Origin of the sequence: Ramlibacter agri (assembly GCF_012927085.1) — a bacterium.
Classification (GTDB): Bacteria; Pseudomonadota; Gammaproteobacteria; order Burkholderiales; family Burkholderiaceae_C; genus Ramlibacter; species Ramlibacter agri.
Map to the genome: position 1 here is coordinate 27657 of NZ_JABBFX010000002.1, position 16838 is coordinate 44494.

The following is a 16838-nucleotide window of genomic DNA, read 5'->3' on the forward strand; positions in this document are numbered from 1 at the left end:
AATTGTGCCCCGCGATCAGGCGGCGGCCACCTCCGGCAGCTCGATCCGTTCCTCGAGATTGGCGATCCGTTGCAGCACCGCCTCAACGGCCGCGGCATCGCCTGCCTTGGCGGCGGCTTCCAGCTCCCGGGCCGGCTTGGTGAAGGCGTCGTAGCCCACCGTGCCGGCGGCGCCGGCCAGCCAGTGGGCGAGCCGCTCCACCTCCGGCAGGTCACCTCCGGCCAGCGCCTGGCTGGCCTGCCCCAGCTGCTCCTTCAGGCGGGCGGCGAACTTGCGCACGATGGGCGCCAGCTTGGGGTTGTCGGCAAAGCGCGAACGCACCGGGCCCACCGGGTCCTCGCCGGACGCCGGCAGCTCGCCGAAGACCGAGGGCACCGGCGCCGCGGCTTCCTGGTCCAGCGCATGGCCGCCCAGCAGCTGCGCCACGCGCTGCAGCAGCACGTCGATGTCCACCGGCTTGGTCAGGTAGGCGGTGCAGCCGGCCGCCAGCACCTCCTCCTCATAACCCTTCATCGCATGCGCGGTCAGCGCCACCACCGGCACCTCGCTGCCGCGCCGGCGCAGCTCGCGGGTGGCTTCGTAGCCGTCCATCACCGGCATCTGCATGTCCATCAGCACCAGGTCCACCGACATCAGCGCCATCTTGTCCAGCGCGGCCTCGCCGTGCTCGGCCTCCTCCACCCACAGGCCGTGCTCCGACAGCACCAGCGAGATCAGCTCGCGGTTCTCGGGACCGTCGTCGACGACCAGTACGCAGGCCGGCGGGATCTTCCAGCGGCGGCGCATGGCGGGCTGGCTTGCCTGCGAGCGCGCATCCAGCTGCGCGGCATCGAGCAGCGGCACGCCTTGCAGCGCACCGGCGTCGAAGGTGAAAAGCATGCTGGTGCCCACGCCCGGCTGGCTGGTGGCCACGATGTCCCCGCCCAGCGCGCGCGCGAGCCGGCGGCTGATGGCCAGGCCCAGGCCGGTGCCGCCGAAGCGGCGGCTGATGGATGCATCGGCCTGCGTGAAGGGATCGAACATCGTCTCCAGCTTGTCCAGGGCGATGCCCATGCCGGTGTCGTTGACCTCCATCGCGTAGGTCGAGCCGCTGCAGGACAGCACCACCTCCACCCCGCCCTTGTCGGTGAACTTCACCGCGTTGCTCAGGAGGTTCAGCACCACCTGGCGCAGGCGCGCGGGGTCGGACTGCACGCGCTCGGGCAAGGCGGTCAGCAGCCGCAGCGACAGCTTGATGCCCTTCTCCTGTGCCTTCAAACCCAGCTCCGCCAGCGCGCCCTGCACCAGCGCGTGCGGCTCGCAGGCGATCTTCTCCACCTGCAGCTGGCCGGCCTCCACCTTGGACAGGTCGAGGATGTCGTTGATCAGCCCCAGCAAATGCTTGCCGCTGTGATGGATGGTGTCCAGGTAGTGCGAAGACTCGCGCTCGCTCTTGCCGAAGCCGCGCCGCAGCAGTTCGGTGAAGCCCAGGATGGCGTTCATCGGGGTGCGGATCTCGTGGCTCATGTTGGCCAGGAACTCGCTCTTGGCGCGGTTGGCGGCCTCGGCCTCGTCCCGTGCGCCACGCAGCGCGACGCGGCTTTCCTCGAGCAGGGTCACGTCCTCGAGGCTGATCAGGACACCGCCCGGGCGGGCGCCGGCGCCCAGCACCGGCGAGCAGTTGACGATGAAGCTGCGGTCGCGGCCGTCGCTGCCCCGCAGCCGCAGGTGCGCGTCGCGCTGCACGTTGGCGTCGACCAGTGCCGCCGTCCACGGGAAGGCCGAAGGCGCCAGCGGCTGGCCCGCGTCATCGAGCCACGGGATGTCCGCGACGGAGCGACCGAGCAGCTGCTCGTTGCTGCGTCCCAGCAGCCGCGTGAAGGCTTCGTTGGCCAGCACCACCTGCTGCTTGGGGTCCAGCACCAGCAGGCCGCCGGCCAGCGAATCGAGCGCGGAGCGCACCCGGCCCGGGATGGCCTTGGCCGGGTCGAGGTGGCGCAGCACGCGCGAGAGATAGACCTGGAAGCCGATGAAGCACAGCACGGCGCAGAAAGCGAGCAGCAGCACGAGTGGCGTATGCACGACGCCCAGCAGGCCGGGGTGCGTGAGCGGCTCGAAGCGCAGCTCCAGCTGGCCCCAGGGCTCGCCGCTGGCGAGCAGGTTCACCTGGATCTGCGAGTCGCCGGCCTCCTCGCTGTCCATCGCCTTCCACTGGCGCGCGTGCTCGCCGATCGCGATGACGAGCCGGCCCTCGCGCGAGCGCAGGCCGATGGAGCGCAGCGCGGGATTGCGCTTCTGCACGAAGCGCAGCACGTCCTCCACTGGCCGCGGGTCGCTGCTGCTCAGGATGGCGGTGCTGGCCGCGGCCAGGGATTCGGCCAGGGCCACGCGGCCCTCGCGGACCGCGGCATTGCGGTCCGGCACCAGGCCCAGGAAGGACGCGGCCAGCAAGGCGGTGCTGACCAGCGACACGAGGCCCAGGGTGATGTAGGTGCGGGTGTTCAGCAGCTTCATTCGAATCCCCGCAGGGCATTGCGGCCAGGGCTGGGCCCCGCGGCCAGTTCTTCGTCGTCTTCCTCGGATTCCTCGTCGGAGCGCGCCAGCACGGGCAGCGGGTCGAGGATGCGCCAGGCAGGCAGCGCCGAGAGGTAGCTTCCCATCAGCACGCCGCCGCGGATCAGCCACAGCACGTACACCAGCGACAGGCCCAGCGACACGCCGGCCACCGAGATCGTCACCGACTGCTCCAGCTGCAGGCCGTCGCGCGTGCTTTCGCGCAGGCGATCCAGGCTCTCGGTGAAGCCGGCGGAGCGCAGCGTGCGCTGCAATTCGTCCACCGTGTGGCCGCCGCCGCTGGCCGACAAGCCGAAGCCTTTCAGGTTGAGGTCGGTGGACTGCAGCGCGATCAGCTCCACGCCGCTCTGGCGATCCACCACCACGGCGCGGAAGGCAGGCACGCCCGCTTCCGCGCTGCCCGTGGCGAGCAGCGAAGTCGTCTCCGCCGCCGGGGCAGGTGCGTTCGCGCCCAGCGGGCTGGGCGCGGCGACCAGGAGGTCGGCGATGGCCGCGGCGACGTTCCGGCCCGGCGCGGCGGCCGGAGCCGGCGCGGCTGCCGTCGGAGCTGCAGCCGGCGCTTCAGTGCTGCGCCCGGGCGTGGCGGGAGCAGGCGCCGGTGCGGGCGCCGCCGCAGCGGGCGCTGGCGCGGGCGCGGGCGTGATGCCGTCCACGGGAGCCGGTGCAGGTGCAGGTGCAGGTGCAGGTGCAGGTGCAGGTGCAGGTGCAGGTGCAGGTGCAGGTGCAGGTGCAGGTGCAGGGGCCGGGGCGGGAGCTGGCGCCGGTGCGGGCGCCTGCGCGCCGACGGAGACGCTGAAGGCCTGCGACGCGCTGAGCGAACCGTCGCTCACCTGCACCACCACGTCGTAGATGTTGTCGTGGCCCGCATCCAGCGGACTGGCCTGCACCGGGGCATCGCGGAAGGACAGCGCGCCGGTCTGCGCATCGACGACGAACAGGCCCGCACCTGCGCCGCCGCCGATGGAGAACACCAGCGTCTGCACCGGCTGGTCGACGTCGCTGGCCTGCACGGTGAGGACGGCCTTCGTGTTTTCCAGCACCGAGACGGCGATCGGGTCGCGGCTGGCCCCGGTGATCACCGGCGCGTCGTTCACGGGCGCCACCTGCACGGACACCGTCGCCGAGGCGGACAGGCCAGTACCGTCGCCGACCTGGTAGGTGAACCAGGCGGTGCCGTTGAAGTCGCGCTCCGGCGTGAAGGTGATGCTGCCATCAGCGTTCAGAACCGCGACGCCGCCGTGGCCGCTGGTGACGCCCTGGATGGCGAGCGGGTCGTTGTCGGCATCGCTGTCGTTGGCCAGGAACTGCGCGGCGCCGTACGTGGCCGGCGTGTCCTCGGTGGCGGCCACGCTGTCGTCGCGGGCGACGGGCGCGTCGGGCACCGGCGTGACGCCCAGCGAGGCGCTGCCGCGAATGGTGGCCGTGCCGTCGCCGATGTCGTAGCCGAAGACGACCGTGCCGTTGAAGTCGCGGTCCGGCGTGAAGGTCCAGGTGCCGTCGCGGTTGTCGACGAGCGTGCCGGAACTGGCGGACAGGTTGAGGACGGTGAGCGCATCGCCATCCACGTCGGCGGCGTGGGCCAGCAACTGCGCGGCGCTGACGGTGACGGGGCCGCTGTCCTCCGCGATCGGCGGCAAGCCGACGGCGGTGGTAGTGGGAGAGTCGTTGACGGGCGTGACGGTGATCTGCAGGCTCTGCGCCAGCGTGTCGCTGCCACCGCCGTCGTCCTTGATTGCGAAGCTGAATGTGCCGGTGCCGTTCGCGTTCGCCGTCGTGTTGAACCGCATGCCCTGGATCTGCGCCAGCGTGTAGCTGCCGGCCGTCACGAGCGTGCCATCGGCCAGCGTGATCCGACCCAGGGTCGAAGGCGGCAAGGCGGTGACCCTGTACGTGAGCGTCTGCGCGGCTTCGTCGGCACCGCCGCCGGGACCATACGCAATGCCCGTCAGGCCCAAGGCCGTCGAGCCGCTGTCCTCGGCGACCGTCAGGTCCGCAGCGCTGCCCGCGGTGCGCACCGGCGCGTCGTTCACCGGCGTCACGTTGATCAACAGGCTTTGCGCCAGCGTGTCGCTGCCACCGCCGTTGTCCTGCACCTGGAAGCTGAAAGTGCCCGAACCGTTCGCGTTGGCGGCGGTGTTGAAGCGCATGCCCTGGATCTGCGCCAGCGTGTAACTGCCGGTCGTGACGATCGTGCCATCGGCCAAGGTGACCCGTCCCAGCGTCGACGGCGGCAGCCCCGTCACGCTGTATGTGAGCGTCTGCGCGGCCTCGTCGGCACCGCCACCCGGACCGTAGCCCAGGGTTCCGAGGCCCAGACTCGCGCTTCCGCTGTCTTCTGCGATCGTGAGGTCCGCAACGCTGCCCGAGGTACGGACCGGAGCATCATTCACCGCCGTCACATTGATCAACAGGCTTTGCGCCAGCGTGTCGGTACCGCCGCCATCATCCTGCACCTGGAAGCTGAATGTCCCCGTGCCGTTCGCGTCGGCCGCGGTCACGAAGCGCATGCCCTGGAATTGCGCCAGCGAGTAGCCGCCGGTCGTCACGAGCGTGCCATCGGCCAGCGTGACCTGCCCGAGCGTCGAAGGCGGCAGCACGGTCACTGTGTACGTCAGCGTCTGCGCGGCTTCATCGGCGCCGCCGCCAGGGCCGTAGGCCAGGCCCGCCAGGCCCAGGCCCGTGCTGCCACTGTCTTCTGCGACAGCCAGGTCCGACACATTGCCGGCGGTTCGCACCGGCGCATCGTTCACTGGCGTTACGTTGATCAACAGGCTTTGGACCAGCGTGTCGGTCCCGCCGCCGTTGTCCTGCACCTGGAAACTGAAAGTCCCCGAGCCGTTCGCGTTGGCCGCCGTGACGAAGCGCATGCCCTGGATCTGGGCGAGCGTGTAGCTGCCTGCCGTGACGGTCGTTCCATCCGCCAGCGTGACCTGGCCTAGGCTCGAAGCCGGCAAGGCGCTGACGCTGTACGTGAGCGTCTGCGCCGCTTCGTCGACACCACCACCGGTGCCGTAGGCGACTCCACCCAGGCCCAGGTCGGTCGACCCGCTGTCCTCGGCCACCGTGAGGTCCGAGACGGTGCCGGCGGTTCGCACCGGCGCATCGTTGACAGGCATGACCGTGATCTGCAGGCTCTGGGCCAACGTGTCGGTGCCGCCGCCGTTGTCCTGCACCTGGAAGCCGAACGTGCCCGTGCCGTTGGCATCTGCCGCGGTATTGAAACGCATGCCCTGGATCTGGGCGAGCGTGTAGCTGCCGGTCGTCACGAGCGTGCCATCAGCCAAGGTGACCTGGCCCAGCGTCGACGGCGGCAGTGTCGTCACGCTGTACGTAAGCGTCTGGCCTGCTTCGTCCGCCCCGCCGCCGGCACCATAAGTCACGGCGCCCAGGCCCAGGCTCGTGGCACCACTGTCTTCGGCCACCGTCAGGTCCGCGACGCTTCCCGCAGTGCGCACCGGCGCATCGTTCACTGGCGTCACGTTGACCAACAGGCTTTGGACCAGCGTGTCGGTCCCGCCGCCGTTGTCCTGCACCTGGAAACTGAAAGTGCCCGAACCGTTCGCATTGGCAGCGGTCACGAATCGCATGCCCTGGAGCTGCGCCAGCGTGTAACTGCCGGTCGTCACAACGGTGCCATCGGCCAGCGTGACCTGCCCCAGGCTCGCAGCCGGCAAGGCCGTCACGGTGTAGGTCAGGACCTGTACGGCTTCGTCCGCGCCGCCGCCGGGGCCATAAGTCACGGCGCCCAGGCCCAGGCCCGTCGAGCCGCTGTCTTCGGCCACCGTGAGATCGGCAACGGCCCCAGCAGTCCGTTCCGGCGCATCGTTCACGGTCGTCACCGTGATCTGCAGGCTCTGCACCAGCGTATCGGTGCCGCCGCCGTTGTCCTTCACGGCGAAGCTGAAGCTGCCCGTCCCGTTCGCGTCGGCCGCGGTGCTGAAACGCATGCCCTGGATCTGGGCGAGCGTGTAGCTGCCGGTCGTCACGATCGTGCCATCCACCAATGTGATCTGTCCCAGCGTCGACGGCGGCAGCGCCGTCACGCTGTATGTGAGCGTCTGCGCGGCCTCGTCGGCGCCGCCGCCCGGGCCATAGCCCAGGGCTCCGAGACCCAGGCTCGTGGTGCCGCTGTCTTCGGCCACCGTGAGATCCGCAACGCTGCCGGCCCTACGCGTGGGCGCATCGTTCACCGGCGTCACGGTGATGCGCATGCTTTGGGCCAGCGAGTCGTTGCCGCCGCCGTCGTCCTGCACCTGGAAGCTGAAAGACCCCGAGCCGTTCGCGTTGGCCGCCGTGACGAAGCGCATGCCCTGGATCTGGGCGAGCGTGAAGCTGCCGGTCGTCACGAGCGTGCCGTCGGCCAGCGTGATCTGGCCGAGCGTCGAAGGCGGCAAGACGGTAACGCTGTACGCGAGCGCCTGGCTCGCTTCGTCGGCGCCACCACCGGTGCCAAAGGCGACTCCACCCAGGCCCAGGCTGGTCGACCCGCTGTCCTCGGCCACCGTCAGGTCCGAGACGGTGCCGGCGGCTCGCACGGGAGGATCGTTGACAGGCGTGACCGTGATCTGCAGGCTCTGGGCCAGCGTGTCAGTGCCGCCGCCGTTGTCCTGCACCTGGAAACTGAAAGTGCCCGCCCCGTTCGCGTTGGCGGCGGTGACGAAGCGCATGCCCTGGAGCTGCGCCTGCGTGTAGTTGCCGGCCGTCACCACGGTGCCATCGGCCAGCGTGACCTGCCCGAGGCTCGAAGCCGGCAAGGACGTGACGGCATAGGTGAGGACCTGCCCGGCCTCGTCGGTGCCGCCGCCGGGGCCGTAAGCGAGGCCGCCGAGGCCCAGGCTCGTCGAGCCGCTGTCCTCGGCCACTGTGAGATCGGCAACGTTACCCGCGGTGTGCACCGGCGCGTCGTTCACCGGCGTCACGTTGATCAACAGGCTTTGCACCAGCGTGTCGCTGCCGCCACCGTTGTCCTGGACCTGGAAACTGAAGGTGCCGCTGCCGTTCGCGTCGGCCGCCGTGAGGAAGCGCATGCCCTGGAGCTGCGCCAGCGAGTAGCTGCCGGCCGTCACGAGCGTGCCGTCAGCCAGGGTGACTTGGCCCAGCGTCGACGGCGGCAGCGCCGTCACGCTGTACGTGAGCGTCTGCGCGGCCTCGTCGGCGCCGCCGCCCGGGCCGTAGCCCAGGGCTCCGAGACCCAGGCTCGTGCTGCCGCTGTCTTCTGCAACCGTCAGGTCCGCAAGGTTGCCTGCCGTGCGCACCGGAGAATCGTTCACCGGCGTCACGTTGATCAACAGATTTTCCGCCAGCGTGTCGCTGCCGCCGCCATTGTCTTGCACCTGGAAACTGAAAGTCCCCGAACCGTTCCCGTTGGCCGCCGTGACGAAGCGCATGCCCTGGAGTTGCGCCAGCGAGTAGCTTCCCGCCGTGACCAGCGCGCCATCGGCCAGCGTGACCTGACCGAGCGTCGAAGGCGGCAGCACGGTCACTGTGTACGTCAGCGTCTGCGCGGCTTCATCGGCGCCACCGCCGGGCCCGTAGGCGAGACCCGCGAGGCCCAGGCCCGTGCTGCCGCTGTCTTCTGCAACCGTCAGGTCCGCAACGCTGCCCGCAGTACGCACTGGCGCGTCGTTCACCGGCGTCACGTTGATCAACAGGCTTTGCGCCAGCGTGTCGGTGCCGCCGCCGTTGTCCTGAACCTGGAAGCCGAAAGTGCCCGCGCCGTTCGCGTCGGCAGCGGTCACGAAGCGCATGCCCTGGAGCTGCGCCAGTGTGTAGCTTCCCGTGGTCACAACCGTACCGTCCGAGAGCGTGATCTGGCCGAGCGTGGAAGCCGGCAACGCGGTCACGGCGTAAGTCAGCGTCTGCGCCGCTTCGTCGCTGCCACCACCGGGGCCGTAGGCAAGGCCCGCGAGGCCCAGGCTCGTACTGCCGCTGTCTCCTCCGACCGTCAGGTCCGCAACGCTGCCTGCCGTGCGCACCGGCGCATCGTTCACCGGCGTCACAGTGATCAACAGGCTCTGCGCCAGCGTGTCGGTGCCACCACCGTTGTCCTTCACTGCGAAGCTGAAGGTTCCGGTGCCGTTCGCATCGGCCGCGGTGACGAAGCGCATGCCCTGGATCTGCGCCAGCGTATAGCTGCCGGTCGTCACGAGTGTGCCGTCAGCCAGCGTGACTTGGCCGAGGGTCGATAACGGCAAGGCGGTGACGCTGTACGTCAACGTCTGGGTCGCTTCGTCGGCACCGCCGCCCGTGCCATAGGCCACTCCACCCAACCCCAGGCTGGTCGACCCGCTGTCCTCGGCCACCGTGAGGTTCGAGACACTGCCCGCCGTGCGCACCGGCGCATCGTTCACCGGCGTCACCGTGATCAGCAGGCTCTGCACCAAGGTGTCCGTCCCGCCGCCGTTGTCCTTCACTGCGAAACTGAAGGCGCCCGAGCCGTTGGCGTCGGCCGCGGTGACGAACCGCATGCCCTGGATCTGCGCCAGCGTGTAGGGGCCCGCCGTGACCGCCGTGCCGTCGGCCAGCATCATCTGCCCCAGGCTCGAGGCCGGCAGGGCCGTGACAGCATAGGTGAGGACCTGCCCCGCTTCGTCCGCGCCGCCGCCGGGACCATAAGCCACGGCGCCCAGGCCCAGACTGGTCGAGCCGCTGTCTTCCGCCAGGGTGAGATTCGAAACGCCGCCAGCAACAAGCACCGGCGGATCGTTCACCGCGGTGACCGTGACCAGCAGGCTCTGCGCCAGCATATCGTTGCCGCCGCCGTTGTCCTTCACCGCGAAGCTGAGGGTGCCCGTCCCGTTGGCATCGGCCGCCGTGACGAAGCGCATGCCCTGCACCTGCGCCAGCGTGTAGCTGCCGAGGCCCACCACCGTGCCGTCGGCCAGCGTCACCTGCCCCAGCGAAGACGGCAAGGCAGTGATCGAATACGTGAGCGTCTGCGAGGCCTCGTCCGCGCCGCCGCCGGGGCCATAGGCGATGCCGCCCAACCCCAGGCTCGTGCTGCCGCTGTCCTCGCCGACCACCAGGTCGGCCGGGCTTGCGCCCGTGCGCACCGGTGCGTCGTTCACCGGCAGGACCGCGACCTGCGCTTCCGCCGTCTGCGCGCTGTAGGGGCTGGAGCCGCCGGCCAGCGTCGCATCGCCGATCTGCGCGCCGGCCGTGCCGCCGCTGCCGTCCCAGGCGCGGAACACAAGGCCGCCGGCGCTGCCGTTCCAGTCCGCGTCGGCGACGAAGCGGATGCGGTTCTGGCCATCCGCGGCCAGCAGCGTCGCCGTCGCTGCGCCCACGCCGCTGAAGGCCTGCCAGTTCGTGCCGTCGTCGCGGCTGTATTCCCAGCGGCCGTTGGCATTGCTCGCGGAAATCACTGCGATGCCATAGGCGTTCGAGGGATCCGCGATCTGCCCGGCCACCAGGTCGGCGACGCGCATGCCGGCGTTGCTCGTGGCGTCCTCCGCCACATCCGGCAGCGCATTCGCACCCGACAGTTGCGGCGCCTTGTTCTGGATGCGGATGGCCAGGCTTTGCGCCAGCGTGTCGGCGCCGCCATCCAGCACGCCGCCGTCGTCCCGCACGGTGAAGGAGAAGCTGGCGCTGCCGCTGGTCACGCCGACAGCCGCGACGAAGCGCATGCCCTGCAGCTCCGCCAGCGTGTAGCTGCTGGCCGCCGCCACCAGCGTGCCGTCGGCCAGCTCGATCCGGCCGAAGCCCGCGGCCGGCACCACGTTCACGGTATAGGTCAGCGTCTGGCTGGTTTCGTAGCCACCACCGCCGGGCCCGTAGCTCACGCCGGCCAGGCCCAGCCCGGTGGTCGAGACTTCGTCCACCATCAGGTCGGTGACGCTGCCGGCAGTGAGCACGGGCGCGTCGTTGACCGGCGCGACGTCGACCACGGCCGTCTGCACCTGGGCGCTGAAGGCGGTGCTGCCACCGTTGGCCGTGGTGTCGGCCAGCGTGCCCGCCGTGCCGGTGCTCTGGTCCCATGCGCGCAGCGTCAGGCCGCCTGCCGTGCCGTTGAAGTCCGCCTGCGGCACGAAGCGCAGGCGCGTGCTGGCGTCCGCACCCAGCAGCAAGGCCTGGCTGTCGCTCACGCCGCTGATCGTGGTCCACGTGCTGCCGTTGTCCACGCTGTATTGCCAGCTGCCGTGCGGGTCGCTCGCACCGGTGATCGCCACGCCGCGCCCGTTCAAGGGATCGCTGATGTGGCCGTTGACCAGGTCCGCCACCCGCATGCCGTCGTTGCTGACCGGGTCCTCCAGCAGCGCCATCGCGTTGACGCCGTCCAGCGTCGGCGCCTGGTTGACGATGCTGACCATCAACGACTGCGCCAGCGTGTCGACCCCGCCATTGGCCGTGCCGCCGCTGTCCTTCACCGCGAAGCTGAAGGTGCCGCTGCCGCTGGAGATGGACGCCCCCAGGAACTGCATGCCCTGGATCTGCGCCAGCGTGTAGCTGTTGCCCGCCACCACCGTGGTGGTGCCATCGGCCAGCACGATGCGACCCACGCCGCTCGCCGGCACCGCGGTGACCGTGTAGCTGAGGGTCTGCCCCGCTTCGTCCGCGCCGCCGCCGGGCCCGTAGCTCACGCCGCCCAGGCCCAGCGAAGTCGCGCCGGCGCCTTCGACCACGCTCAGGTTGCCGACCGCACCCGCCGCCAGCACCGGCGCATCGTTCACCGGCGTCACATCGATCTGCAGGCTCTGCGCCAATGTCTCGGTGCCGCCACCGTTGTCGTCGACCAGGAACGAAAAGGTGCCCGTGCCGTTGGCGTTGGCCGCCGTCACGAAGCGCATGCCCTGGAGCTGCGCCAGCGTATAGCTGCCGGTGCCCACGACCGTGCCGTCTGCCAGCGTGACCTGGCCCAGGCTCGCCGTGGGCACTGCCGTCACGATGTAGGTCAGTGTCTGCCCGGCTTCGTCCGCACCGCCTCCGGGTCCGTAAACCAGGCCGGCCAAACCCAGACTCGTGCCGCCGCTGTCCTCGGCCACCGTCAGGTCGGGCACGCTGCCGGCAGTGCGCACCGGCGCGTCGTTGACCGCGCCCACCGTGATCTGCAGGCTTTGCACCAGCGTGTCGGTGCCACCACCGTTGTCCTTCACCTGGAAGACAAAAGTCGCGACGCCATTCGCGTTCGCAGTCGCCAGGAAGCGCATGCCCTGGATCTGCGCCAGCGTGTAGCCGCCAGCAGTCACGACCGTGCCGTCGGCCAGGGTGACCTGGCCTAGCGACGCTGGCGGCAAGCTGCTCACGCTGTAGCTGAGGGCCTGGGACGCTTCGTCGGCGCCGCCGCCAGGCGCATAGGCAATGCTGCCCAGGCCCAGGCTCGTGCAGCCGCTGTCCTCGGACACGGCCAGGTCCGCGACCGTGCCGCCGGTGCGCACGGGCGCATCGTTGACCGCCAGCACCGTGATCGTCGCTTCGGCGGTTTCAGTGCTGTAGGGGCTGCTGCCGCCCACCACCGTGGTGTCGCCGATCGTGTCACCGGCCGTGCCGGCGCTGCCGTCCCAGGCCCGGAAGACGAGACCGCCGGCGCTGCCGTTCCAGTCGGCATTCGGCACGAAGCGGATCCGGGCCTGGCCATCGGCCGCCAGCAGCGTGGCGGTGGTCATGCCCACCCCGCTGAAGTCCTGCCAGGTGGCGCCCCCGTCGCGGCTGTACTGCCAGGTGCCGTTGGCGCTGGAGGCGGAAATCACCGCGATGCCGTGGCTGCCGCCCGGGTCGTCGACCTGGCCGCTCACGAGGTCGGTGATCGCCATGCCCAGGTTGCTGGCCGGGTCCTCCAGCAGCACCGGCATGGCGTTCGCGCCATTCAGCGCGGGCGCCTGGTTGGCGACGGTGATCGTCAACGACTGCGCCAGCGTGTCGACGCCGCCGTTGGCCGTGCCGCCGCTGTCCTTGACCGTGAAGGCGAAGGTCGCGCTGCCGCTGCTGACGCCGGTGAAGGGCTTGAACTGCATGCCCTGCAGCTGCGCCAATGTGTAGCTGGAGCCCGCTCCCACCACCGTCGTGCCATCGGCCAGGAACAGCGTGCCCAGCGCGATGGGCGGTACGGTCGTCACGGTGTAGGTCAGGGCCTGGCCCGCTTCGTCGGCGCCACCGCCGGGACCGTAGGCGAGGCCGCCCAGTCCCAGGCTGGTCATCGTGCCGGCGCGCGCCGTGATGTTGGCCACGGTGCCGGCCGTGAGCTCAGGGGCGTCGTTGACCGGCAGAACCGTGATCGCCGCGGCCTGCACCTGCGTGCTGAATGCGGTGCTGCCGCCGTTGGCCGTGGTGTCGGCCAGCGTGCCTGCCGTGCCCGTGCTCTGGTCCCATGCGCGCAGCGTCAGGCCGCCGGCCGTACCGTTCCAGTCCGCTTGCGCCACGAAGCGCAGGCGCGTGCTGGCATCCGCACCCAGCAGCAGCGCCTGGCTGTCGCTCACGCCGCTGATCGTGGTCCACGTGGCGCCGCTGTCCAGGCTGTATTGCCAGCTGCCGTGCGGGTCGCTCGCTCCGGTGATCGCCACGCCCCGCATGTTCAGCGGATCGCTGGCGTGGCCGCTGACCAGGTCCGCCACCAGCATGCCGCTGTTCGCGCTCGCGTCCTCCAGCATGCCCATGGCGTTGACGCCGTCCAGCGCCGGCGCCTGGTTCGTGATCGTCACTGCCAGCGATTGCGCCAGCGTGTCGACGCCGCCGTTCGCCGTGCCGCCGCTGTCCTTCACCGCGAAGCTGAAGGTGCCACTGCCGCTGGAGACGGACGCCGCCAGGAACTGCATGCCCTGGATCTGCGCCAGCGTGTAGCTGTTGCCTGCCACCACCGTAGTGGTGCCGTCAGCGAGCACGATGCGACCCACGCCGCCCGCGGGCACGCTGGTCACGGTGTAGCTGAGGGTCTGCCCGGCTTCGTCGCTACCGCCGCCCGGCGCGTAGGCCAGGCCGGCCAGGCCCAGCGAAGTGAGCCCGGAGCCCTCGGTGACGTTCACGTTGTTCGCGGCGCCGGCGGTGCGCACGGGCGCGTCGTTGACGGCCGCCACGTTGACGCTCACCGTCGCCTGCTGCGACTTGTCGGTGCCGTCGCTGGACTTGTACTTGAAGGTGGCCACGCCGTTGAAGTTGGCGCCCGGCGTGAAGGTGACCGTGCCGTCGGCATTGAGCACCACGGTGCCGCCGCTGACGCTGCTCACGCTGTAGACGCTGAGCGCATCGCCCTCGGCGTCGGTGTCGTTGGCCAGCAGCTGGGCCGCGGCGAAAGTGACGGGCGTGTCCTCGGTCGCCGCCAGCGTGTCGTCGTTGGCCACCGGCGCGTCGTTGACCGGCGTGACGGTGATCGTCAGCGACTCCGCCAGGGTGTCGCTGCCCCCGCCATCGTCGGTGACCGTCCACGAGAAGGTGGCCGGCCCGCCATTCGCATTGGCAGCCGGCCGGAACTTCATGCTCTTGAGCTCGTTGAGCGTGTAGACGCTGCCTGCGGTCACCACCGTGCTGCCATTGGCCAGCACGATGTCTCCCAGGGCCGAGGACGGCACCGCCGTGACCGTGTAGGTGAGGACCTGCGCGCTCTCGTCGGAGCCGCCTCCGGGGCCGTACTGCAGGCCGCCAAAGCCCAGGTTGGCAGCCGACGAATCCTCGGCGATCGTCAGGTTGGCCACCGTGCCGCCGGTGCGCACGGGCGGGTCGTTGACGGGGTTCACCGCCGCCGTGACGGTGGCGGTGGCGGCGCTGAAGGCGCTGGTGCCGCCGGTGACCGCGATGTTCACCTTGGCGCCGGCCATCCCCGAGGTGCGGTCCCACGCGCGCAGCGTCAGCGCGCCCGTGACGCTGCCGTTCCAGTCGGCGTCCGGGACGAAGCGCAGCCGCGTCAGGCTGTCGGCCGCGAGCAGCAGCGCGCTGCTGCCGGAAACGGCGCCGACGCCGGTCCAGGTCGTGCCGCCATCCAGCGAATACTCGTAGCTGCCATGCGTGGTGTTGGCAGCGACCAGCGCGATGCCCTGCACCGCGCCGGTGTCGGCATCGGTGACCATGCCGGCGATCAGCGAAGACACCAGGAAACCGTTGCCGCGGCTGTCCTCGTCGATGGCCGCCGGCTGCACGACCCCGGACAGCACCGGCGCCTGGTTGTCCAGCACCGTGAAGGCGGCGACGAAGGCGTCGCTGCTGCCGTTGCGCCCGGTCTGGAAGCTGCCGCCGGTGGCATAGCCGGTGGTGGTGATCGCGCCCGCGACGTAAGCCTCATTGCCGTAGATCGCGACACCGCCGGCGGTGATGCCCGAGCCGTAGAAGGTGCCGTACTTCAGGTCGCTCGTGCCGCCGCCGGCGGGGTTCAGCACGAGCAGGAACATCGCCGAGCCCGGGTTCGTACTCTGCGCGGCGTCGGAAGTGAGCGGGAAATCGCTGGTGGACCCGGCCTGGCCGACGATCACCACCCTGCCGCGCGAGTACGCCACGCCGGTCGGCGTGTCCACGTTGGAGCCGCCGATGTAGCTGGAATACAGCAGCGAGGACGCGCCGGTGAGGTTGGTGTCGTAGACGCGCAGGAAGCCGGTGTCGTGGTTGTTGCCCAGGCCGCCCGTCATGTAGGCGCCGGTCGTCGTGGTGAACACGATCGACGAGCGCACCCGCGTCTCGCCCACCACGTAGGCCTTGCCGCTGCCGTCGATGGCCACTGCCGCCAGCGAGTCGTTGTCGGTGCTGCCGACGTAGGTGGAGTAAAGCGTGTTGCCGCTGGCGTCCAGGTGCGCCAGGAAGCCGTCGCTGGAGCCGGACAGCGCGGTCTGCTGCCCGCCCGTCATGCCCATGTTGCCCGACTGCGTGTTGCCCACCACGTAGACGTCGCCGCCCGTGCCTACCGCCAGGCCGGTGCCGAGGTCGTTGCTGCTGCCACCCAGCAACTGCTGGTAGACAGCGGTGCCGCTGGCGCTGTACTTGTTGACGAAGGCGTTGTCGGAAGTGCCGAACAGCAAGGTCAGCACCGGCGACAGCAGGCCGTTGTCCGAGGCCTCGCCCGTCGCATACACGTTGCCGCTGCCGTCGAAGCCGACGCCGTTGCCGGAATCGGTGGCGCCGTTGCCGCCGAAGTAGGTGCTGAACACCAGCGCGTTGCCGGCGGCATTGAGCTTCAGCACGAAGGCGTCCTGCGTGCCGGCCAGCGTGCTGTCGTCGGCGTTCACCAGCGGCAGGTTGCCGGACTTGGTCCAGCCCGTCACGGCGGCGTTGCCGCTGGCGTCGACGGCAATCGCGTTGCCCTGCTCGTCGCCGCTGCCGCCGATGCGGGTGCCGTAGACCATGCTCGAAAGGTTGGCGCTCAGCTTGGCGACGAAGATGTCGCCGTTGCCCGCGCTGCTGCCGATGGCGTTGCCGAGAGGCCCGTCGCTGCCGGCGGTGCGGCCGGTGATGTACACGTTGCCGGCCGCATCGACGGCGATGCCCGTGGCGCTGTCCACGTTGCCGCTGCCGAAGTAGGTGGCGTAGTCCAGCACCGGGTCGATCACCAGCTGGCGCGCGTGGTCGTAGTCGCCCAGCACGAAGCCGATGCTGCCGTCGTCGCGCAGCTCGTAGCGGCTCGCCACCGCCTGCAGGCTGCCGTCGTCGTTGCGCTGGTAGCTCACCGGCGCGCGGAAGCGCACCTCCTGGCTGCCGCCGGCCACCTGCAGCACCAGGTCGCCGTTGTCGGCCACCGACACCTGGCTGGCACCGTCGAAGCGCAGGCTGATCGCGCTGGCATCGGCGCCGGCCGCCACCACGAAGTCGTATTCCAGCTGGCGCTGCGTGCCGTAGTAGCGCAGGTCGACGCCTTCGTAGACCTGGTGGTACACGACGGCGCCATAGTTGGCGATGTCGGTGTGCCACTGCGAGGAGTCGCTGCCGACGATGACGTTGCTGCGGGTGTCCAGCTGCTGCTCGCCCTGCGCGCTGGCATCGGCACGGGCGCCGTCCAGGGTCAGCGTCACCGACTGCGTCCCGCTGTCGGTCACCAGCGAGAGCTGCGCGTTGCCGTTCGAGAGCTCGATGCCGTAGCCGCTGCCGTTGGCGACGAAATCGACGCCAGGCGCGGCCTGCCCTTCGTTCGCTTCGAAAGTGAGCCCCAGGGCGGCGTAGGCCGCGAGGACGTCCGCGTTCGACGCGGTGGAGGAAGCGTATTCGCCGCTCGTGTCCAGCGTGCGCACCTCGCTGGCGCTGCCGGCGTTCGCCGCCAGCGCCAGGCCGGCCGCGATGTCGGCGGAGTACAGCAGCCGCGGCTCCATGGGCTCCGCCACCGGCACCGGACGCATGGCCCGGCCCTCACGGAGGCGGCGGAGCCAGCGCATCACGGC

At 70.3% G+C, this 16838-nt stretch carries 2 protein-coding genes; both read right to left on the minus strand.

The genetic code is table 11. The features are described 5' to 3' along the window. Positions 1–15: 15 nt before the first annotated feature. Entirely contained in the window at positions 16–2493 is a 2478-nt protein-coding gene (locus HHL11_RS18845; protein ID WP_169420128.1) for a PAS domain-containing sensor histidine kinase, read from the minus strand. Continuing rightward, positions 2490–16832, minus strand: a complete 14343-nt coding sequence (locus tag HHL11_RS18850) for a tandem-95 repeat protein (RefSeq protein ID WP_240980382.1) — start codon at positions 16830–16832, stop codon at positions 2490–2492. The genes HHL11_RS18845 and HHL11_RS18850 overlap by 4 nt, the downstream gene beginning before the upstream one ends. Positions 16833–16838: the final 6 nt, after the last annotated feature.

Coding starts and splice junctions, on each gene's coding strand:
- HHL11_RS18845 (WP_169420128.1), bottom strand. CDS start 2,493: ATGAAGCTGCTGAACACCCGCACCTACATCACCCTGGGCCTCGTGTCG.
- HHL11_RS18850 (WP_240980382.1), bottom strand. CDS start 16,832: ATGCGCTGGCTCCGCCGCCTCCGTGAGGGCCGGGCCATGCGTCCGGTG.